Here is a 21,985-nt window from a genome sequence, read left to right on the forward strand (position 1 = left end):
ACTCCTTACTGATTGACTATCCAATGATAGACAGTGACTTTTTGGTGATCGTCGTTGGTAAATTGTTGGCTGATAGCCTTAAAACGGGGACCAAAGATCCCTGGACGGGGGATGACGGTCTTGCCAGCCATCATGTCTGCGAGTTCTTGTTTGCCGGTTTGTCCCAACCGCGCGGTAATAAATCGCTCCCAGTCTTCAAGGGTGGGTGCTGGGTGGTTGAGGTAGTGTAAAACAAAATCGTCGATGCTGCCTTTACCAGCTTGTTGTAATTCTTGGTTGGTGTTGGCTAAATAAACCATTCCCCGCCCGTAAGGAACTGGCTGGGCGCGGCGGTCTTGCCACTGAATTTTAGCAATTTTCGCTGCTGGTAAATTGCGATAAACGTTTTGGTAGTAATTTTGCCCGGTGATCTCGTTGATTTGGCCCACGGTAAATTCCGGAGAAACGAAGCCACCGCGAAACGGTAAGACCGTGCAGTAATATTCGGTGCAGCCTTCTTCAAACCAAGTCCCCTGGCCGACTTGAGTGTCATCCATGGTCGGCCACGTATGCGTGATCTCGTGGATCAAAACCCGGATCCATTCGTTAAGGTCGATCGGCTTTTGTGCGCTGTATCCTGAGATGAAGGCATACTTGCACGCGGAGCCGCCGCCGCTGTGTTCGAAGGGATCCCGTCTTAAAAAGACCCGAAAGACGCTGTCTGAATCGTGGAAGTAATTTTTCATGTAGGTAAAGATCTGACTTAACTGACTAAAGGCCGTCGGGATGTCGGTCGGGATATCGCCGAACCAATAGATACCGAAAGAATCGTTTTCCTGACAGTTCATAACTCCGACGTTAAAAAGAGAAAAAGCCGTTTCGTATGGGGTCAGTTCTTTAGTGACGTCGCCTTCGCCGTAAGACCAGAGTGCCCGCGCGTTAGCCGGCATCTCAGTCATGTCCCAGTGCAGGTGAACTTCGTATTTTTGCTCCGTATTAGGCATGATGAAGGCAAATAGTGCACAGCCGTTAAGGCCGAAAGGTTCATTTCTAAAATCGTAGTAAGGGCTGCTGCGATAATTGGCGGGTAAGACCCGGGGAGTCAGTCGGTACTTCCAAGAGAGTTGCCCTGCAACAGAGCGTTGGAAATAAATACCGCGGTAGAGCATGTCCGTGCTGCGTGACGGGGCCTCTTTGATTTCAAATGGGACCGGGCCCGCATCGTCGGTAATGGTGAGTTGATCGTAATCCGCGAAGGGAACGGCACCACCGTAAGCATCGTCGGGATAGTGTAAAAAGGGTGCTTCATTTTGAGTTACGGGGATCTGGATGTGAACGAACATTTCGCTGACGGTATCGTCTTGCCAGCATGGCCGTAACTCGATTTGCATTTGTTGCAAGAAATCAGCCTCCTACTGAAAAATTATTTACTAAATGAAACGCTAAATTAATAAATGCTATCTAAAATTTAATGATATACTAATAGTATTAAAACGATTTTGGTTTGTCAATATCAATTAATATAGGAGAGAAGATCATGAATTTTGAGCGACGAGTCCAGCGCGCGGGCTGGGGGAATATGAAAAAAGAGTTGACGACGCGGCGGTACAATTTGATCGGAACGGAATTTGATTTTGCCACGGCACCAGTTTTTACGGATGCGGTGATCGAGTTGGCCCAAAACGGTCTTTTCGGTTATACACTGCCCGATCAGCCGTACGAAAATGCCGTACTACAATGGATGAAAAACCAGCACGGGCTGACGATTCCTAAAGAGTGGCTGGTAGTTACTGCCGGCACGATCCATTCGTTAGCGACGTGTATCGAATTGTTAGTCAAGCAAAACGAACAGTTGGTGACTTTGGTTCCGGGATATGGACGTTACGATCAAGCTGCGGATCGTTTGAACAGAAAGGTGCTGCAAGTGCCGCTGCTAGAAGACGCGGTGCATGAAAATTACGAGCTCGATTTTGCACGCTTAGAAGACGCGCTAAAGTTGCCGCAGACTAAATTGCTGGTATTATGTAATCCCCACAGCCCGACCGGACAAGTCTGGGCTAAAGAAGATCTGTGCCGGCTCGCCCAACTTACTCAGCGTTATGGAGTTTATGTTTTCAGCGACGAAATTTATGCGGAAAATATTTACCACGACGCTGCGTTCACGAGTTACTTAGCAGCCGCTCCCACCAAGGAAAAGACGATCGTAGCCACATCGTTAGGGAAATGCTTGGGATTAACTGGCATCAATCACGCCAATATTTTTATCCCGGACAAGCAGTTGCGTGCGCGCTTTATCGCCAAAAGAAACGCCAAACATTTCGGCAGCTTGGATCCGCTGGCGTACTTGGCGGTGACTCGCGGGTACAGCTCGGCGGGGCGTGAATGGATGCAACAGATGAATACTTATGTGGCAGCAAACATGGATGTTACCCGCAAGATGTTAAAACAAATTGCCCCCCAAATTAAAGTTTACGGGGGACAAGGAGGTTTTTATTTATGGATCGACTGGTCGGCTGTTTTACCTGCGGGAGTTGTGGTCGATGATCTACTTGAACGAGCTGACGTCGCTTTAGATCTGGGCGATGAGTACGGCGCGAATTACGAAAATTACACGAGGATCAACTTAGCAACTGGGCGCTCTTATTTGACGGCGGCCTTACAGGCGATCGGCGATGTAGTGGAGAAATAGTTTAAAAGAAATTGGGACCAAAAAAGAGGCTGGAACAAAATTCTGTTTTGTTCCAGTCTCTTTTTTGGTTTCCGTAAATAATAGACTTAATCGCGTTTGTCAAACCAGCAGTCTAGGTCCTAAGGACACCGACTGCTAACCGGCTTGACTCACAGCTAGTTTGATCGTGCTCCCAAAAGCAGCAGTTTGTGCCTAGCTACGTTTCAAAATAAAACCCAAGTGCGGGTTTTACTTTGAAACTAGGCTAGTGCTCGACTGCTAAGCGCTTTTTGTCACAATTTTTTTAAGAACAGATAAACTTCAATGCCGTGGCTAAACAACCGCCAACGATTGGGCCACACATCGGGACCCAAGCGTACCACCATTCGGGATTGCCGCGGTGTGGCACGGGTAAGATCGTGTATGCCAAACGCGGACCCCAATCACGTGCTGGGTTGAGGGCGAAACCAGTGGTCGTACCTAAACTAGTACCGGTCACTAAAATTACCATGCCGACGATGAAGGGCTTTAGTCCCTGAGTGAAATCGCCTAAGTTGAGCAGGATAAAGACAAAGCCAAACGTTGCGATCGTTTCGGAAAGAAAGTTAAAGACTGGCGCTTTGATCGCCGGTCTAGTCGCAAAGATCCCCACGTGATTGCCAGCTTCTTCATTTTCACTAGCTTTGAAATGAGGATAAAAGTGGCAGATGACGAGTGTTGCGCCGACGAAGGCTCCTAAGAACTGTCCAGCTAGGTAAGGGACAACTTGGCTCCACGGAAAATAACCAAAAATTGCGTAAGGGATCGTGACCGCCGGATTTAAGTGTCCTTGAGAACCAAGAGCACCGGCTACATAAACACCCATCGTAACGGCTAATCCCCAAGAAACACAGACAAATAACCAATTCGCGCCCTTAGCTAGGGATTTATTTAAATTAATACCCGCACCGGTCCCAGTGCCAAGTAAGATCATGATCATCGTTCCCAAAAATTCACCTAAAAATCCGTGCATAGTGCACGCCTCCTTTGAGTTCGGGTTATTTATTGTTATTTAGCTGGCTTGCCGTTAGGATAGATGATGATTTTTAAGGAATCTCCCTTAGCAGTCCGGTTTCTTTCGAATGCGTCTTTGGCATGATCTAAATCGTAAAAATCGGTCAGCAATTTTTGGGCCGTAGCCATATTTTCGTGCAAAATTTTAATGGCTGCCGGATAAGTATTAGCATAACGGAAAACGCCGAAGATCTGCGGTTCGTGAGTGGTCATAAACATAATGTCGAGCGGCGCCGTATCATGGGTTGGCATACCGATATATGCGATTTTGCCGCCGGATTTTAAGGTTAACAAGGCATCACTTTCCGCGTGATTATTTCCGGAAGCTTCGAATGCAAAATCAACTCCTTGACCATTAGTTAAGGAAGCAATTTTTTCTTTGATATCGTCTTTGGTGATGTTAACGGTATAGTCAGCACCAAATTTTTGCGCCATTTCTAAGCGACTTGGTTCCGCGTCACTGACGATGATCGTGCCGACGTTATATGACCGCGCCGTTAAGATCGCTAGGAGACCGACGGGGCCGGCCCCGGAAATAAAGACGGTTGCATTGGGCCGCAGATTCACCAGACGTGCGGCATTGACCGAAACAGAGAATGGTTCGCTTAGAGAACCGACTTCATATGACATATCGTCTGGAATATGGTAAGTGAAATCTGCTGGCCACGTGATGTATTCGGTCAAATCACCGTCGACCGGCGGGGTGGCCATAAACTGAATATCGGGGCATAAATTATAGCGCCCAGTACGACAAAATTCACACTTGCCACAAGGAACTCCGGGTTCTAGTGCGACGCGATCGTTGACTTTGAAGTCTGTGACTTGGTCGCCCACAGCGATAATTTTACCGGTACTTTCGTGTCCTAAGATCAGTGGCTTTTTGACGACGAAATCACCGATCCGGCCGGAATCGTAATAATGCACGTCGGAACCGCAAATGCCGACGGCCATCACTTTGACTAAGACATCGGTAGGCTTCATTTTTTGCACCGGAGTTTCCTTGATCTCTAGGTCAAAAACTTTATTTAAAACGGCACTCTTGGTGGTTGTTGGTAATTCAGTAGTCATACGATACTCCCCCTATATGAATAATAAGTTAACAATAATGTATGTGATTATTATAACATTAATTTTAGGGTTGCAATACGCTAATTTAAGCTTTAGTTAAGGCGTTAAGTTTTTAAAATTAATGATAATGGGTTGGATAATAACTAAAATTGTGATTTTTAATATATGAATTACTGTTACTTACATAATTGATGTTTGAAAAAATAATCACCAAAAAGGAGTTGGGACAAAAAGCGTTTAGCAGTCGAGCACTAGCCTAGTTTCAAAGTAAAACCCGAACTTGGGTTTTATTTTGAAACGTAGCTAGGCGCAAACTGCTGCTTTTTGGAGCACGATCAAACAAGTTGTGAGTCAAGCCGGTTAGCGGTCGTAGACTAAGTGGCACTGACAAGCAAATCCTGTACTTGGATTTGTTTGTCAGTGTCCTTAGGACCTAGACTGCTGGCTTGACGAACGCGATTAAGTCTATTACTTACGGAAAATAAAAAAAGTAGCTGGGACAAAACGGAGTTTTGTCCCAGCTACTTTTTTCACTTATACCGAATAGTATTGAACGTCAGTTAAATTTATTTCTTAAATTCCTTACTGATCTGTCCGGCTAATTGTGTTACTAAATCTTCGTCTTTGAGTCCCGTCGTTTCCTGCACGACTTCCGCGAACTTAGCTTGGATCATCTGCTGTAACTTGACGCTTTCGTCGTCCGTCGGCACGTCAAATTGATAAATCTTAGCGGCTGTTTCCAGCAGCTTCTCGTAGCTCAATCCCCGCTCCTTAGCCTCGCGGATCGGGCGAATGAAACGTTCGTCGAAGCCCAATTTGCGGATCGGTGTCCGGCCGACGCGGGCGATCGTGTCTGAGATATAGGTATTTTCAAAGCGGCTGATGATCTTTTGCTGGTAAGCTTCGTGGTCGGCCCGTTTGAAATGCCATTTGTCAATCAGTAGGTCGCCCGTTTCTTTAAGGACGCCCTTGAGTTGGGCGAGCACCTTTTCGTCTTTGATGGCATCACCGATGCTGTCGTAACCTAATGTTTTGCCGGTGTAAGCGACGGTGGCGTGGCCCGTGTTAACGGAAAACAGCTTGCGTTCGATGTATGGTTCCAAATCCGGGGCGTAGTCCACACCCTTGAGTTTCAGTTCTGGCCGGGCCATCTGCGATTCGTCTACGATCCATTCCTTGAACGGTTCGACGGCGACCATCAACGGGTCGTCGTGCTTTTGTAGCGGCACGATCCGGTCGACGGCGGCGTTCGGGAAGCCGACAAATTCATCGACGTAAACTTTGGCTGCGGCATCTAAATGTTCATAAACCGATTTTTTCAAACTCTGCGAGCCGCCGATCATGTTTTCACAGGCGATCACGTCGATCTTTTGTTGGTTACCGGCTTCTTTGCGGGCAACCAAACCCTGCGCGATCAACGGTGCGATTAGCTTCAAGATCTTAGGACCGATCGCGGTGGTTACCAAATCGGCCTGCGCAATCGCTGCGACCACTTTTGCCGGCTCCTTGGCGTTGTTGATGCCGGCGACGTTATGCACCTGGATCTTTTCTTGCCCCGCGGCGGCGAGTTCGATCTCGTATTCGTGGCGCTTGTTTAACTCGTCAATGATCGTTTCGTTGACGTCGACAAAATCAATACTAAAATCGTTGGCGGCCAAGGTCTCGCCGATAAATCCCCGGCCAATATTACCCGCGCCAAAATGAACTGCTTTCATTGTTTTTCTAACCTCTTTTTTTGTTTTTCTGACAAAATTCATCAGCTACGCAGCTTGTTTTAATTGCGCTCCGTCAGCCAGCAACTTGTGTCTAGCTACGCCCAACAAAAAATCCAAGTTCAGGCTTTTTCGCTGGTCTAGGCTAGTCCTCAGTTGCTAAGCGGCTGACTTTGCAGCTTGTATTAATTGCGCTCGTCAAGCCAACAGTCTAGGCCCTAAGGACACTGAACAACAAATCCAAATACAGGATTTGCCGTTCAGTGCCACTTAGTCCACGAATGCTGACCGGCTTGTCTCGCAGCTTGTTTTAATCGCGCTCCAGCTGGCAGCAGGTTGTGCCTAACTACGTCTGCCAATAAGTCTCAACCCGACTTATTACCAGCCTAGGTTAGTGCTCACCTGCTAAACACCAGCTTTTGCAGCTTGTTATTTAAATTCCTTTCCCAAATCATGGATACTACTCATTCCTGCTTGTAAAACTCCATCTACATAAGTAGAAAAGTCCGTCGCATTTTCCTTTGATACGATCGCTTCCAAGACCATTCCTAAATTCACCCCCGTCAGACAGGCAAAATCTAAATCCTGCAGTGCCGCGGCGCTGACGTTAGTTGGGCTGCCTCCCGGAATGTCCGTCAATACTAAGACGTGTCCTTTTTGGGCCTGAGTGGTGATCGCCTGGCGGACTTCCTGTTCGAAATCTCCAATATTATTGCCGGGATTGAGTGAAAAGGTAGTGACATTCGTCGGTTTACCTGAAATAACGGTCGCAGCACTGACCAATCCCGTCGAAAGCTGTCCGTGAGTAACAATAATTAGACTAATCATGTTTAATCGATCCTTTCTTCTGTCATCGTTAAACAAGCAAAATGCATGCCAATAAATCTGAGTGAGACTTTATTGATTCAAAGAAAAATGTGTATCAAAAATTTCTATAATGTATGCGAACTCTGTATCAGGAATAGTAATAAAATAACTTTTTTCCACCAGTTTAAACGCGTCCGTAACGGTGGTAAACAGGCGCAGGTGTTCTTTTTTAAAGCCAGCGATATTTTTATATGGCAGCGGCTCTTTTAACATCACTCGTTCGATCATGCTGGAACAGTGAAAGATGAACTTGATCTTTAAATTATCAATGTCGTTGACTTGGTGACCGGCGATGATCTGATTCAATACTTTTTGCAGCGTGGCGATCACTTTTTGGGGGTCGATAAATAATAAAAATTGTTGCAGCGAGTCGATCATTTTCTGGTTAGTAAACGAAAAATCGGCGTGTTCGTTGTTTTCCGTTGCAAAATCATTTTCCAACGACTGTGCGAGGCCCTTGAGCGTCGCGTTGGGTAAGACAGATTTTCTCGTAGCTTCCAGCAACATTGGGGTGCTGATCGGGGAAATGTTCATTACCTGATGTTGCGTTTTTTCCTGGATCAGGTTGGCGAAAAGCGAAAGTGACCCCATATCCGACAGGATCAAAACGCCTCCGCTGGTGTCGATGTCCGTGATCGTTTGCGAAACCTGGGTGAAAATTTTGTCGATGCTTTCGTCTAAGGGTAAATCGATGCCGTGCGCGTGGCTGGAGTTCAAAAACGAATTGACGACGGTACACATGCTGGAGGCGACGTTACTGCCGTGGCAAAGTGCAAGGATGCCGATACTTTTTTGAGTGTCTTCTTTTGACATGTGCAGCAGCATCGTTAAGAAATTCAGTTCGCCCACGGGAATGTAGAAATCGATCAGTTGGTTGAGGCGCTTTCTGATTTGTAGGGCTTGTTCGTATTCGGCAGGATATTTGCGCTGGGTTTCGTTAGGGTCCGAGTATTTGGGAATCTGATTAGCGAAAACCTTCCCCTTTAACGTATTGATATGAAGCATTAAGCCTAAAATCGTGTTTTTTTCTAAATTTAGTTGCATCTCTGTCAGAGTAGTCTTGACCGCCGTGTAAACGGAATAGTTGATGATCTTGGTGATCGCCTGCGAGTGATCGAGCTCGTCAAAAGCGTCGATCTGGTGGTAGATGCCTTTGACTTCTTCGTAGGCTTCGTTTAGGCCACCGCTGTGTGAGTAATTTTTAGTCAAATTTTGCTGATCGTTAGCATTCAAGTAAGTAACTTGGGGTTCGTATTGCAAGCTAGTATCCTTTTCGATCTGAACGGTGGGTTCGATGCGCGAAATTAGGTCTTGAACTAACGTGTCTTGCTTTTTTTTAGCGGCAAAAAAGGACTTAATGACATTTTCTGGGAGGTCGTTAAAGGTCAATTTGATCATGTTTTTATTTTTCATGTAGGCTTTGGCACAGGTCAGTTCGATGTCGACTTTTAGTTGTCCCAAGTTATTAGGAGTGTCGTAGGTTAGCAAGGCTTCGATCACCGCTTTTTCGACCGTCAGGGGTCGGGCAATGCGTTTGGCTTCTTCTTGTAAAAATAAATAGACGTAATCCAGTTTTTCGGTCGGGAAACGGTCGTTTAAGTCGGGCAGTTTGACCGCCACGGGGATCCGCCGGGTAAACGTGCGTAGCAGCGTAGACGAGGTATCTTCGGTGGTGGCCATCACGAATAAAATGTTGCCGATCGAGTTGGTGGTGACTTGGCCGAGTCGCCGGTATGTATGCTGGTCCATGACCTGAAACAACATTTCTTGGGCTTGCGGGGGGAGGCGGTGCACTTCGTCTAGGAATAAAATGCCGTTTTCCGCTTGGTTAATGATCCCTTTTTGGGTGGCGTTGGCTCCGGTGAAGGCTCCCTTGTCGTAACCGAAAAGCAGCGACATCAATAACTGAGGATTATCGACGTAATCGGCACAGTTAAATGAGATCAAGGGGGCATCTTTTTTGAGTGTGCCTTGGTTGAGCGCGAAGTGATATAAGTAATTGACCATCGTCGTTTTGCCGACGCCGGTAGACCCCGACAGCAGGATATTCATGCCGTGGGGTGGGTAAAGAATAGCGGCTTTGAGTTGTTCCACGATGTTTTTCAGACTCCCCTGAGCACCGATCATGCTGGCAAATGGATCGTCTTGTTGCGCGTGGACGGTCTGTTTGGTCAGCAAGGCTTGCAGCTCTTTTTTGGTAAAGACTTTTTGTTGTCTTGTACTATTAGAGACGACGTTGGCATCGAGATATAACACGGGTTTACCGCTGATTTTAATGACTTTGTTTTCGCGAAAGAGACGGTTGAGTTCCTTGCTAACGTTCGAACGGGTAAGGTTGAGTTTGTCCGCAATGTAAGAGGTACTGATCCCTAGTTCTGCCAGCGCGGCAGATTTGAGGTTCGATTCTTCTTTGAGAAACATTTCGACGCGATCTTTCCTGGAAAATTTGCTGGGCATTACTTTTTACTCCTTTAATAAAGCGCTTTTATCTTTATAGTATCAAAAAAATGAAGCGTAGTCATTATTATTGATACAGATTCGATACAGATGATCTGACTATTTTGACAAAGCAAAATGGCGAAAAGTGGCACGGTTTTTGCTAGTTACTTAATAACTAATCAGGGAGGTTTTTTATATGACAAAAATATCTTTATTACGGATTGATGATCGGTTGGTGCACGGGCAAGTTGTTACTAAATGGATCCACGAATCCAAGGCAGAAAAAATAGTAATTGTAGATGATTATTTAGCAACTAATTCCTATTTAAGTAAGGTATTTAAAATGGCTGCTCCGCACGGAATAGATGTAGAAACTTATTCGACAAAAGACTTTGTCACTAGGGATCAAGAGGGTGCTTTTGGTGAAACACCGCTGTTAGTTTTATTTAAAGCCGTTGACAACGTGAAAAAGGTCTTTGACCTAGGCTTTACATTTTCTCAGATCCAAGTAGGCGGTATCGGGGCTAATTCGGACAGAAAATTAGTTTATCAAAGTGTTGCGATGTCTGAAGATGAAGCTAAGATGCTATTGGAGATTCAGGATACAGGCGTGGAAATCTTTTTCCAACGAGTTCCTGACGAGAAAAAAGCGGATTTAAGTACGGTAGTTAAAAAGAACTTTAAAAATCTGAAATAGATTGGGGGAACCTTAAGTGGGTCAGATAACGATCTTACAGGCACTATTGATCGGGTGCTTTTATTGGTTCAGAGGTTGTCGTTTAGGTTATACTTTCGGTGTTGTAACAGTCTTTTCGCCACTTCCTGCCGCTTTATGGGTGGGATTAGTCTTGCACGATATTCCGACCGCGATGGTAGTTGGCGCTGCTTTGCAATTGATTTACTTAGGATTATTAGCTCCAGGTGGGGCTGCACCGTCGGATCCAACGATTGCTTCACTAGTTTCTTGTACGGTTGCCGTAGTGTCAAAAATAGATGTGAATGCAGCCGTTGCTTTGGCTGTTCCAATTGGACTATTAGGACTGCAAATTGCTAATTTGGAATACATTATTAACGGCTTTTTTGCGCACATGACGGATAAAAAGATAGATAAGGGCGGGACTACTAAAGATATGATAATTACCTCTATCGTGTATCCTACTATTTATAAATTCTTCCTTTACGCGGTTCCAATGGCATTAGTTTTATACTTTGGTGCTGCTCAGGTGGGAACTTGGATCAACATGATCCCACAGACCATTTTAAACGGGTTAACGTTATCGGGTTCCGTTTTACCAGCAGTTGGTTTTGTTATTATTGTGCAACAAATCGGTAAGAAGAGTCTTCTTCCATATTTTTTGGCAGCTTTCTTCTTAGAAGAATATACAAAAACTCCAACACTAGCAATTGCAATGATCGGTTTGTTCTTCGCTTATTTGCATATTATGTTTACGGCTAAAGCTAAGGAGGAATAGTTAAATGAATAATGAAGTGGAAAAAGTGGAGGAAAAACAAACTAATAAATTAACCAAAAAAGATTTAAATAAATCATGGTTCTTATGGTGGCTGTTTGCCGAATCAAGTCATTCGTTTGAAAGAATGATGGGGGTTTCGTTTGGGATTTCCGTTGCTCCGTCATTAAAGAAATTATATGGTAAAAGTAAGGATAAATTAAGTGAAGCCCTTAAAAGGAATACGCAATTTTTTAATACCAGTGGTAACTGGGGTTCTTTGATCCCCGGAATGGTGATTGCGATGGAAGAGCAGCGAGCAAAGGGTGAAGATATGCCCGACGAAGCCATTATCGGTACTAAGACGGGACTGATGGGTGCTATTGCGGGTGTTGGTGATACGGTCGACTGGGGAATGTGGTTGCCGATCATCATTAGTTTGTTTATTCCGCTTGCTAAAAAAGGTAACGGTTTAGCCGGAATTTTGCCATGGCTGATTTTTGCAGTGATTACGTTAGTAGAAAGTTACTTTCTTTTTCATTTGGGTTATAAGTCTGGTGAAGCTTCAGTCGAGAAAATTCTCTCTGGTGGTGCGGTAGATAAACTGATCACCGGGGCAAGTGTGATGGGATTATTTATGATGGGTGGTTTAGCTGCATCTTACGTTAAAGTTACGACTCCAATCAAGATCGTTACGGGTGTTAAAAATTTAAGCCTGCAAAAAGATATTTTTGATGCCATTGCTCCTGGGATTTTACCGCTATTAGTAGTAATAGGTGTTTACTTTTATTTGGAAAAAATCGATAAGAATTATACTAGGGTCATGTTAGTGCTGATCGCATTGTGTTTAGTATTAGGTGGCTTTGGAATTTTGAAATAGGGGGAAGTCAAAGTGGCGTTAATGCATTTGGATTTTAAATCAAAAGCATTGCAAAAATCGAGTTCCTTGTATGCTATTTGCCCCGAGCCAAGTTTTGGTTGGCAAGACTTGCAAGTTTTGTATTTGTTACACGGCATGGGTGATGACCATACTAAATGGATCAGAAGGACCAACGTAGAGCAATATGTGAGAGATTATCAAATTGTAGTGATCAGTGCGCAGTTTGAAAAGAGTTTTTATACTAATATGGTCTACGGTGAAAATTACTGGGATTTTTTGACGGCGGAATTACCGCAAATAGTTGGTCAAATATTTCCGATTTCTCCTAAGAGAGAAGATCATTTTGTAGCTGGATTGTCGATGGGCGGTTTTGGTGCGTTTAAATGGGCGTTAAATCAACCTGAGATGTTTAGTTATGCGGGTAGTTTTTCAGGGGTGTTAAATTTACAGGAATTTTTTGATATCAATGATTCAAAATTACTTGAGCAGATCAACGTTGGGGGAGGAGTAGAAAAGTTTAAATCACTTGTGTGTTCTATTTTAGGTCCTGATGGAAAGGTTACTGATACTAATAATGACTTACCATATTTAGTTAAAAATGGTAAAAGAGGGGAATTACCGAGTTTATTTCAAACCTGTGGGACAGAAGACCCCATCATGCGATACAATACGGGATTTAAAAAATTAGTCAGCAGTTATCCGGAAATCAAGTATAAGTACCATGAATTTGCGGGAAAACACGATTGGGTATTTTGGAATCAAAGCCTAAAAGAATTCTTAGGATTGTTGCCGTTAAAGAAGTGATTTAACAAGTGGGGCGCGAGACATTTAATTGGTCTTGGCCTCATTTTTAGTAAGGAGAAGATAAAATGGCGTTAATGCATTTAGATTTCAAGTCGAAAGTCCTCCAAAAATCGAGTTCCTTATATGCTATTTGTCCGGAGCCGACTGAGAAATGGGATAACTTGCAGGTATTATATTTGCTACATGGAGTAGGTGATGATCATACCAAGTGGATCAGAAGAAGTAATATAGAACAATACGTGAGGAACTACCGAATCGTGGTGATCAGCGCACAGTTTGAAAAGAGCTTTTATACTAATATGGTCTACGGTGAAAATTATTGGAATTTTTTGACGCAGGAATTACCCCAAATGGTTGAACAGCTATTTCCAATTTCTGCTAAAAGGGAAGATCATTTCGTAGCCGGACTGTCGATGGGGGGCTTTGGTGCATTTAAATGGGCGTTGAATCAACCGGAAAAGTTTAGTTATGCCGGTAGTTTTTCTGGAGTATTGGATTTACAGGAGCGGTTAAATAATTGGGTTTACGATGAGCAACACAGAACGATTCCGCAAGCCGATTTTGGTGCAGTCAATATTGCGGGGACAAATAATGATTTACAGATGTTGGTCGAAAAAGCCGATAAGAAACAATTGCCTGCCCTATTTCAAACTTGTGGTAGCGAAGACTGGATCTTACAATTTAACCGACAATTTAAACAAGTTGTTGAAAATTACTCCGAAATCAATTATCAGTATCACCAATTTCACGGGAAGCATGATTGGGTTTTCTGGGATCAAAGTTTGCGTGAATTTTTACAATTACTGCCATTGAAAAAATGATTACACCGGCAATTAAAAAATAAAATGACGTGGTAACTGGCAATTTGATCTGTTTATCATGCTTCTTGGTTTATGGTATACTGTAAGGAGTAAGGCACACTATGTTTTTAATAAAAGTTTGGAGATCATGTGATATGACAAAAATATATAGTGCTAAAGTCACTCAAAAAGGACAGGTGACTTTACCCGCAGAATTGCGCAAGGAAGAAAGTTGGGATATAGGTAGTGTATTGATTTTTCGTAAAAATCAAGGGGATGCTGGTATTTCTATTTCTAAAAAGGTAAATCTTTATGATACAAATTTTGGAGATTATGATTTTCAATCTGATTTAAAATCTGATCCAGAGCTTGCAGTTCCTGAATCTCTCCAAGGCAATGAAGGTTGGGAAGATGATTTGTAAAGAGGTAATGTAATGGCTGATGTAATTTATCCTAAACAAGGAGATATCGTAATTGTTGATTCTGAACCACATTCAGGAAGAGAATATGGTGGACATGATTCAAGGACGAATAATATTCGAAGACACATGGTGGTGATAAGTAATACAGCCTATAATTATAAAACAGGAATGTTTATTGGAATGCCAATTACAACGGCGATAAAATATCAGGGCAATCAACATTACCAACCAATATTATTAATGGGGTCAGAAAATGGGGTAAAAGGTTTTGTTTGCCTGTGGCAATTACAAAACTTTGATTTTATAACACGACGTGGGAAAGTAATAAATCGGGTTAAAAGATCATATTTGAAAAAGCTACTGGGGTATGCAAATGCAATTATTGAGTTGGATAGTTAATTATATTTCGGATCAGTTTTAGTAGTGAGTTAAGCTCAGGGGGAACTGGGACAAAAATTCTATTTTGTTCCAGTCCTCCTTTTTGATTTTCGTAAGTAATAGACTTAATCGCGTTTTTCAAGTCAGCAGTGTACTAGAGACATCAACGAACAAATTTAAGTATATGGTTTCTGTGTTACTTAGTCCATGACCGCTAACCGTCCTGACTCACAGCTTGCTTTTGTTTTAAACTTCATTTTTGATGATCGCTGAAAGTTGACTAACAAGGTAATTTGTTCTTTAATGAAAACGGATACCATATTTTGCAATTAAAGGAGACGTTTAAGTGGAAGCGAACTTAGCATGGTTAGATGACCCCACGGTTTTTCGGATGGGCAAGTTACCGGCACACAGTGACCATCAAGAATACCGCAATCAAGCGGAAATGAAGGCACAAAAAAGTTCTTTAGTACAGAGTTTGAATGGTACGTGGCAGTTTCATTATGCTAAAAATCCAATGCAACGACCACACGATTTTTACCGGACGGATTTTGATGCTAGTGATTTTGATACGATCCAAGTACCGCAACACATCGAACTGGCTGGTTACAGTCAGATCCATTATACGAACATGTCGTATCCGTGGGAGGGCAGGGAAAACCGCTTGCCGCAATACGACGATACGACTTTGCAACAGTCGGGTGTTAGTTTCAGCGAGTCGCAGTTAAATGAAGTGGGTACCTATATCAAAAAGTTTGATTTACGCGCTGATCACCGCGACCAAGACGTCCACGTCCGCTTTGCGGGAGTGGCGACGGCGATGTACGTTTGGCTTAACGGGCATTTTTTAGGTTATTCGGAAGACAGCTGTACGCCGGCGGAATTTGATTTAACGCCGTACGTCAAAGAAAAAGATAATGTATTAGCGGTCGAGGTCTTTAAATTCAGCACGGCCTCTTATTTAGAGGACCAGGATTTCTTTCGCTTCTTTGGTATTTACCGTGACGTGGAACTACTTTACCGGCCACAGGTCAGCGTGCGAGATGTTCACGTTCAGCCGCGAGTAGACGAGCAGCTACAAAACGGCACGGTCACAGTCGACGTGCAGTTGGAAGGAGACGTTGCCGCTAACGTGAAGTGCAGCATCATTTCCCCACGAGGACAAGAAATTTTTAGTGCCACTGAAAAAAGTGCGGCGACCGTGTCGTTTAGCACACCGACGCTTAAAGACGTAGCTTTGTGGGATCACCGGCATCCCCAATTATACCGGCTGCTATTAGAAATTCAGACTCCAGAAAAGAACATACTAGAAGTGGTGCCCGTTGACTTTGGTTTTCGGCGCATCGAAAAACGCGCTAAGGTCATGTGCTTGAATAACCAGCGCTTGGTATTGATGGGCGTCAACCGGCACGAGTGGAGTTGTCAGCGCGGTCGGGCGATCACCAAACAGGATATGGATCAGGATATGAGCTTGATTTTAGCCAATAATATCAATGCCGTGCGGACTTGTCATTATCCCGACCAGGTTTATTGGTATCAGCTTTGTGACCAAAAAGGGATCTACGTGATGGCCGAAACTAACATGGAGTCTCACGGCACTTGGGCGTGGAACGAAGACGGTCAATACGTGGTTCCGGGTTCCCAGCAAAAATGGCACGATATGTGTTTAGACCGGGCGCAAAATAACTATGAACTACTGAAAAATCATCCAAGCATCCTCTTTTGGTCGCTAGGCAATGAGTCACACGGTGGCACCAATCTGGTAGCGATGAACGAATACTTTAAGAAAGTCGATCCAACTAGACTAACTCACTATGAAGGTGTTTACCACGCACCGCAAGACAAACCTCGTGTTTCCGACATGGAAAGTGGGATGTACATTACTCCGACGGAGATCAAGGAATATTTGGATAACGATCCGGCTAAGCCGTATATTTTGTGTGAGTACCTGCATTCGATGGGCAATTCGGTCGGCGACATGCAGGCTTATTTCCAATTGATCAAAGATTACCCGCTATTTCAGGGGGGCTTTATCTGGGATTTTGCCGATCAGGCTTTGGAAGTTCAAGATGAAGTCACGGGACAAAAAGTAATGCGCTACGGCGGCGATTTTGACGACCGGCCGTCCGACTATGAATTTAGCGGTGACGGGTTATTCTTTGCCGATAAGACGCCTAAACCAGCAGTGCAGGAGGTCAGATATTTTTATGGAAAATACTAAGGAATTACAGGTAGTTTATTCAGCCGTTCATCTAGGAGTGAACGGTTCGGGTTTTTCATACCTGTTTAACTTGCAAAAGGGTGGTCCGGATTCGCTGGTGATCGCTGGCAAAGAATGGTTGTACCGGATCCCCAAGCCGCTTTTTTGGCGTGCTACGACCGACAATGACCGCGGTAATGGCTTTTCGGCCAAATCTGCTGTGTGGCTGGGCGCGGATATGTTTAGCTTGTGTCGCCAGTGCGAGGTGACGGTCGGAGAAAATACGATCCCCGTGCCGCTGACCGGAAAATTCAGTGATTATCCGTTAACGGCCCAGGATGTGACGGTCAAATACACCTACCAAACGGCTACGACTCCGACGACTGACGTTGATATTACTTATCAAGTAGCCTGCGATGGACAGATCACGGTGGCGGTTAAGTTTCATGGTGATGGGACCGGCCCAATGCCTGAAATTACAGGCTTACCTGAGTTGCCGGTGTTTGGTTTACAATTTGTAATGCCGACTGCGGCTAGTGGCTATGAATACACTGGTTTGTCCGGCGAAACTTACCCCGATCGCATGGCGGGTGCCACCCACGGGACCTTTAGTGTAAAAGGAATGCCTGTGACTAAGTATATGGTACCTCAGGATTGTCAGGTCCATATGCAGACCGAAAGGGTCACTGTGACCCGACAAACGACGTTAAATAACGCCGACCATAGTTGGCAGCCGTTTAGTTTGGAGTTTGCCCAAGAAAAGCAGCCCTTTGCCTTTAGCTGCTTACCTTACACGCCAGAGGAATTAGAAAACGCCACGCACAGCGAAGAATTGCCGGCGCCGCACAGAACGGTATTGTCTATCCTGGGCGCAGTACGTGGAGTTGGCGGCTTCGATAGTTGGGGCGCCGACGTGCAGCCGGAATATCATATTTCCAGTGCGCATGATATTGAATTTAACTTTAAGATCAATCCTAAGTTTTAAAGCAGTAATGATAATGAGGAGAAAAGATGACTAAACGACGATTAGGACTGTCGCTTTACCCGGATCACAGTGATTTTGAGCGCGACCAGCAGTACCTAAAACTAGGACAAAAGTACGGCTTTACCCGGCTATTTATGAGCATGCTGGAAGTTCACGACTCGCCGGCAGTGACTAAACAAAAATTTCAGCGGATCATTGCTGTGGCAAACGAGTTGGGCTACGAAACGATTTTAGACGTGGCGCCGCGTATTTTCACGCAGTTAGGGATCTCTTATCAGGACCTGAGTTTTTTTGCCGACCTGCACGTTGCTGGTATTCGGCTAGACGAGGCCTTTGACGGGGCGACGGAGGCGTTGTTGTCCTATAATCCGCAGCGGTTGATCATTGAATTAAATGCCAGTAACGACGTCGATTATCTGAATAACATCATTAGTTATCAGGCCAACGTGCCGTTTATTTATGGCTGTCACAATTTCTATCCCCAAGAAGGGACGGGATTGCCTTACGATTATTTCGTCAAGTGCAGCACTCGTTTCAAACGTTTTGGGATCCGGACCGCAGCTTTTATCGCCAGTCAGGTGGGAAAAACGGGCCCGTGGGACGTTAACGATGGCTTACCTACCTTGGAAATGGACCGTCATTTACCGGTAGCGGTGCAGGTTAAACACCTGTTTGCTAGCAACTTGATCGATGACGTAATAATCGGCAATGCTTACGCCAGTGAGGCGGAATTGGCGGCGGTGGCGCAAGTTGACCGTTATCAGCTGGAGTTGACCGTTGAATTTGAAGACCAAACTAGCCAACTGGAACGCAAAATCGTGTTAACGACGCAGCATTTTCGGCGCGGCGACATCAACGACCGCGTGATCCGTTCGACGATGCCGCGTGTTACTTACCGCGAAGAAGCTAATCTGCCGCACGATAATCACCAGCAGTTTGTGCGCGGCGATGTCGTGATCGGCAACGATGACTTTGGCGTTTATAAAAACGAATTACAAGTGGTGTTACAGCCGCACAGCGATCCCCGCAAGAATAAAGTGGGCCGCATCGCTGCTAACGAATTATTCTTACTAGATTTCATCCAGCCGTGGACGAAGTTTCGCTTGGTAAATTAATGATGTTAACTCAATTTATGTTTTGGGCTAACCTGAAAAGTGGCGCGGTGAAATATTATTTGTGAGCGTCAATACTGGTAAGTGAAAAAACGCGGTCCCAAAAGCACAATGAAGTGCGAGGGACTCGCGTTTTTTAGTGGCTAATTAGCAAGAACTTTAACGTGAACAAATATTTAATACAAAACGGTTATATTGGTTATAGTCGTAATAAAAATTAGGCTGAATGAACTAAATTTAATAATAATTAAATTATTAAACTTTTAATTTTTCTAAATAATTACGAGTATCAGCAATAGGGCCACTAGTTTCGTGATAATACTTGGCAACATAGCGGAACAATAAGACACTGCCGATAAAAAACTTAGTTACCACGGAGCAAGCGTCTCCCGGCCGGATCGCTGATTCGCCCGCTGCGGGACTGTCCAGGGTAAAAGTAGCTAGGTTGGTTCCCAAAGAGTTGCGAATTGCGGTGATCAAAACGGAAGTTACTCCTTTTTGCTGGGCAAATTGCAACAACTTGATGACCTCGGGGCTGGTGCCGGTGTTAGCGGTGATGAGTAACACCGCATTTTGCGGACCGGCTGCTAACGTACTAGCCGCCATTTGTAAGCTATCGGTAGCAGTGGCTTTGAGTCCCAGGTGGGTAAATTTTTGGTACATGTCTTGAACAACGGGGTAAGACGAATTAACGCCAAATAATTGAACGACATCGGCTTCGTGGAGTGCGGTGACGACCTGCTCGATGATTTCGTTGTTAAGGTTATTAGCGGTTAATTTTAATGCACTTTCGAAATCTAATGCTAGTTTAGAAACGATGTCGCGGGCTGCTTCGTCGGGTTGGATCTCCAGGTATTCTTCACCCTTAACTTGTTGCAGTGCAGCGGATAGACGCAATTTTAAATCAGAATATCCTTTTAGGTGTAATCGTCTGCAAAAACGAACTATAGTTGCTGTACTAACGTGACAGCGGGCAGCGAATGTCTGAACGGACAGAGTGGTAACCTGTTGTGGGTTGGCAAGGATATAGTCACAGAGAAGTTTTTCTTTTTCGCTGACGTTTTTTTCGGCGTTGCGAATGATCACTAAAATATTTTCCATGATAACTTCCTCCAGTAAAATGCAATTTTATGACTTAAGATGAAATAATATAATATTTTAATAGTTATACTAACCTGCCTTAATCTTGATTGCAAACGATAAACAATATTAATATATTCATATTAAAAGCTAAAAAGGAACATGTCGGGGTTTATCCACTAAATTACTTTTAAAATTAATTTTAGGAGTATTAAATTTTACTGGCTGTGGTGTAGTCCAATCATTAAAAAATGTTATTTAAGTTAAAAAACTGCGTCAGAACAGGAATAATGGTGAAAAATATTTAATGATAAAAGGAGTTGCGGAAAAAAGCGGTTAGCAGTTGAGCACGATCAAACTAGCTGTGAGACAAGCCGATTAAGTCTATTATTTACGGAAACCAAAAAGGAACCTGAGACAAAGTGCAGTTCTCAGGTTCCTTTTGTTACTAACCGATTTGTTGCGCAGCTTTCATAATTACGCTCCGCAAGGCAACAGGCTGTGTCTAGCTACAGCTAACAACAAGTCCGAGACCGACTTATTGTTAGCCTAGGCTAGTCCTCGGTTGCTAAGCGGTCTGTTCCACAGCTTGTTTTAATTGCGCTCCAGCTGGCAGCCGCCTACGTTTAACTACGCTAAAAAACAAAGCCTAAGTGCAGGCTTTATTTTCTAGCTAGGTTAATCCTCAGCGGCTAAGCGCCAGCTTCCGCAGCTTGTCTAATTCGAGTGTCTCCAGTCCTTGTCTAACAAGATCCGGGCCGCTACCAATCCCATCGGCAAGCACAATACGATCATCAGCGCGTTGGTTGCCCATTGTGCTCCTACTCCGATCGCGCCACTGCCAATGTAATACATCGCCCGGTACATGTATAATCCCGGCACCATGATGACGATTGCCGGGACCGTCAGCGAAATGCGCGGGTAGCCGATTTTGTGATGGATCAAAGAAGCGAGTAGCCCCGCCGTCAGTGCGCCGCAAAAAGCAGCGGCCGCAGGGGGTACTGGGGTTAGATCGACGAGCTCCAAACGTAAGGTATTAGCAATTGCGCCGATCCACGCGGCGTTAGCGGCCATTTTATAAGGGCTGTTAAACATGATAGAAAAGCCGAATACCCCTACGAAACTGGCCGGTAAGCGCAGCAACATGATCTGCAGGTCGGTTAAGTTCAACGGGATAAATTTCGCGGGCTGTAAATCGCTGGCCAGTGCTACTAGCCAGCCGACCATCGTCGCTACGGTAATGATAATGATGGCGTGAAACGCGCGTTCGATCCCAGAACGCATGTCCGATTTGGCGATATCAAGTCCGCTGGTGATGAACGGAAATCCCGGGATCGCGAACAACATCGAGCCGATATAGCCGGCTTCGTGGTGAATGTTGATGTTAAAACTCAGTTCTAGTCCGCGCGAGACCAATAAATAAGTCAAACACGCGACGGCGACGCCCACGGAAAGTCCGGCAAACATCGTCAGGTGGCGCCGATTCATTTGGGCGCGCACCAAGTTGCCTAACCCCGCCCCGACAAAGGAGCACAACATTTCTACGGGGCCACCCCCTAACAGAAAAACGAAGGCGCTGCAAGCGAAGGCCGCGGCTAACCCTAAAAATGCCGGGGTGTAGTTTCCCGGGGTTTTGACGATATTATCTAGGATCTGGTGGATCTGAGTGACGCTTAAAAACGCGCCTTCCTTTTCAAATGCAGCGACAAAAAATTCCATATCAGCTAGTTTGGCGGTATTAACGCCGCTACTGGCCAAGGCGACCGAATGGGTGACGCTATGGTGTTTGGTAAAACAGCTATATTCGATCGTCGTCAGTCCGATGTCGGCCGAACAAGTGATGCCTAGGATGCTGGCAATCGAATTCATCGAATCACGGACTCGCCACGCTCCGGTCCCACACGATAGCATGATCAAGCCAATCCGCCCGACGATCGTGGCTTTTTCCATCAGGGTCGCTTGGTTAGCCGGCAGGTCGGGAGTGTCACCGACAACTTGGTGCCACGGTATTTTCATATGATTTTCACTAAAAAAATGAGCTTTATTTGGGGCAGTCATTGCCTGCATTCCTCCATTGGATAATTAATTTC

The 21,985-nt window shown here is 44.8% G+C and carries 19 protein-coding genes; 11 read left to right on the plus strand and 8 right to left on the minus strand.

The window, feature by feature from the left end:
* Nucleotides 1-5: 5 nt before the first annotated feature.
* Entirely contained in the window at nt 6-1,379 is a 1,374-nt protein-coding gene (locus tag ACSYSK_RS01030; protein ID WP_491715115.1) for a hypothetical protein, read from the minus strand.
* 137 nt (nt 1,380-1,516) lie between these two features.
* On the opposite strand from ACSYSK_RS01030, the gene ACSYSK_RS01035 reads away from it, so the two are divergent.
* Nucleotides 1,517-2,668 (plus strand): MalY/PatB family protein, encoded by a 1,152-nt coding sequence (locus ACSYSK_RS01035; RefSeq protein ID WP_491715116.1) that lies wholly within the window; start codon nt 1,517-1,519, stop codon nt 2,666-2,668.
* Nucleotides 2,669-2,951: 283 nt separating this feature from the next.
* Here ACSYSK_RS01035 and ACSYSK_RS01040 read toward each other — a convergent pair whose 3' ends face one another.
* The 5 genes from ACSYSK_RS01040 to ACSYSK_RS01060 all read right to left on the minus strand — a co-directional run bounded on the left by ACSYSK_RS01040 (nt 2,952) and on the right by ACSYSK_RS01060 (nt 9,804).
* The gene (locus ACSYSK_RS01040; RefSeq protein WP_491715117.1) at nt 2,952-3,659 is read right to left on the minus strand and encodes an MIP/aquaporin family protein; all 708 of its coding nucleotides are present in this window, start codon (nt 3,657-3,659) and stop codon (nt 2,952-2,954) included.
* 35 nt (nt 3,660-3,694) lie between these two features.
* On the minus strand, nt 3,695-4,768 hold the full coding sequence (locus ACSYSK_RS01045; protein ID WP_491715118.1) for an NAD(P)-dependent alcohol dehydrogenase: 1,074 nt from the start codon (nt 4,766-4,768) through the stop codon (nt 3,695-3,697).
* A gap of 566 nt (nt 4,769-5,334) precedes the next feature.
* On the minus strand, nt 5,335-6,483 hold the full coding sequence (locus ACSYSK_RS01050) for a mannitol-1-phosphate 5-dehydrogenase (protein ID WP_491715119.1): 1,149 nt from the start codon (nt 6,481-6,483) through the stop codon (nt 5,335-5,337).
* Nucleotides 6,484-6,909: 426 nt separating this feature from the next.
* On the minus strand, nt 6,910-7,308 hold the full coding sequence (locus ACSYSK_RS01055) for a PTS sugar transporter subunit IIA (protein ID WP_491715120.1): 399 nt from the start codon (nt 7,306-7,308) through the stop codon (nt 6,910-6,912).
* Between the two features lie 69 nt (nt 7,309-7,377).
* Nucleotides 7,378-9,804 carry a sigma 54-interacting transcriptional regulator gene (locus ACSYSK_RS01060; protein ID WP_491715121.1) on the minus strand — a complete coding sequence of 809 codons (2,427 nt, stop codon included), beginning with the start codon at nt 9,802-9,804 and terminating at the stop codon, nt 7,378-7,380.
* Nucleotides 9,805-9,982: 178 nt separating this feature from the next.
* On the opposite strand from ACSYSK_RS01060, the gene ACSYSK_RS01065 reads away from it, so the two are divergent.
* The 10 genes from ACSYSK_RS01065 (at nt 9,983) to ACSYSK_RS01110 (ending at nt 18,818) form a co-directional block, all read left to right on the plus strand.
* Complete coding sequence (locus ACSYSK_RS01065) at nt 9,983-10,483, plus strand: PTS sugar transporter subunit IIB (protein WP_491715122.1); 501 nt, start codon at nt 9,983-9,985, stop codon at nt 10,481-10,483.
* Between the two features lie 16 nt (nt 10,484-10,499).
* Nucleotides 10,500-11,258, plus strand: a complete 759-nt coding sequence (locus ACSYSK_RS01070) for a PTS mannose/fructose/sorbose/N-acetylgalactosamine transporter subunit IIC (protein ID WP_491715123.1) — start codon at nt 10,500-10,502, stop codon at nt 11,256-11,258.
* Nucleotides 11,259-11,262: 4 nt separating this feature from the next.
* Entirely contained in the window at nt 11,263-12,114 is an 852-nt protein-coding gene (locus ACSYSK_RS01075; protein WP_491715124.1) for a PTS system mannose/fructose/sorbose family transporter subunit IID, read from the plus strand.
* A 21-nt stretch (nt 12,115-12,135) separates the two neighbouring features.
* Nucleotides 12,136-12,918, plus strand: coding sequence for an alpha/beta hydrolase (locus tag ACSYSK_RS01080; protein WP_491715829.1), 783 nt, complete (start codon nt 12,136-12,138; stop codon nt 12,916-12,918).
* 65 nt (nt 12,919-12,983) lie between these two features.
* Nucleotides 12,984-13,739, plus strand: coding sequence for an alpha/beta hydrolase (locus ACSYSK_RS01085; RefSeq protein WP_491715125.1), 756 nt, complete (start codon nt 12,984-12,986; stop codon nt 13,737-13,739).
* A 134-nt stretch (nt 13,740-13,873) separates the two neighbouring features.
* On the plus strand, nt 13,874-14,140 hold the full coding sequence (locus tag ACSYSK_RS01090) for an AbrB/MazE/SpoVT family DNA-binding domain-containing protein (protein ID WP_491715126.1): 267 nt from the start codon (nt 13,874-13,876) through the stop codon (nt 14,138-14,140).
* A gap of 12 nt (nt 14,141-14,152) precedes the next feature.
* Nucleotides 14,153-14,539, plus strand: a complete 387-nt coding sequence (locus ACSYSK_RS01095; RefSeq protein ID WP_491715127.1) for a type II toxin-antitoxin system PemK/MazF family toxin — start codon at nt 14,153-14,155, stop codon at nt 14,537-14,539.
* A gap of 325 nt (nt 14,540-14,864) precedes the next feature.
* Nucleotides 14,865-16,739, plus strand: a complete 1,875-nt coding sequence (locus ACSYSK_RS01100) for a glycoside hydrolase family 2 TIM barrel-domain containing protein (RefSeq protein WP_491715128.1) — start codon at nt 14,865-14,867, stop codon at nt 16,737-16,739.
* A complete protein-coding gene (locus ACSYSK_RS01105; protein WP_491715129.1) occupies nt 16,726-17,703 on the plus strand; it encodes a beta-galactosidase small subunit in 978 nt (325 codons plus the stop codon). Before ACSYSK_RS01100 ends, ACSYSK_RS01105 begins: the two co-directional genes overlap by 14 nt.
* A 26-nt stretch (nt 17,704-17,729) precedes the next feature.
* Nucleotides 17,730-18,818 (plus strand): DUF871 domain-containing protein, encoded by a 1,089-nt coding sequence (locus tag ACSYSK_RS01110; protein ID WP_491715130.1) that lies wholly within the window; start codon nt 17,730-17,732, stop codon nt 18,816-18,818.
* 252 nt (nt 18,819-19,070) lie between these two features.
* On the opposite strand, the gene ACSYSK_RS01115 is transcribed toward ACSYSK_RS01110, so the two are convergent.
* Nucleotides 19,071-19,916: a MurR/RpiR family transcriptional regulator gene (locus ACSYSK_RS01115; protein WP_491715131.1), complete on the minus strand. Its 846-nt coding sequence runs from the start codon at nt 19,914-19,916 to the stop codon at nt 19,071-19,073.
* 696 nt (nt 19,917-20,612) lie between these two features.
* Complete coding sequence (locus ACSYSK_RS01120) at nt 20,613-21,953, minus strand: threonine/serine exporter family protein (RefSeq protein ID WP_491715132.1); 1,341 nt, start codon at nt 21,951-21,953, stop codon at nt 20,613-20,615.
* Between the last annotated feature and the right edge of the window lie 32 nt (nt 21,954-21,985).

It is taken from the genome of Ligilactobacillus sp. ESL1201, assembly GCF_058503265.1.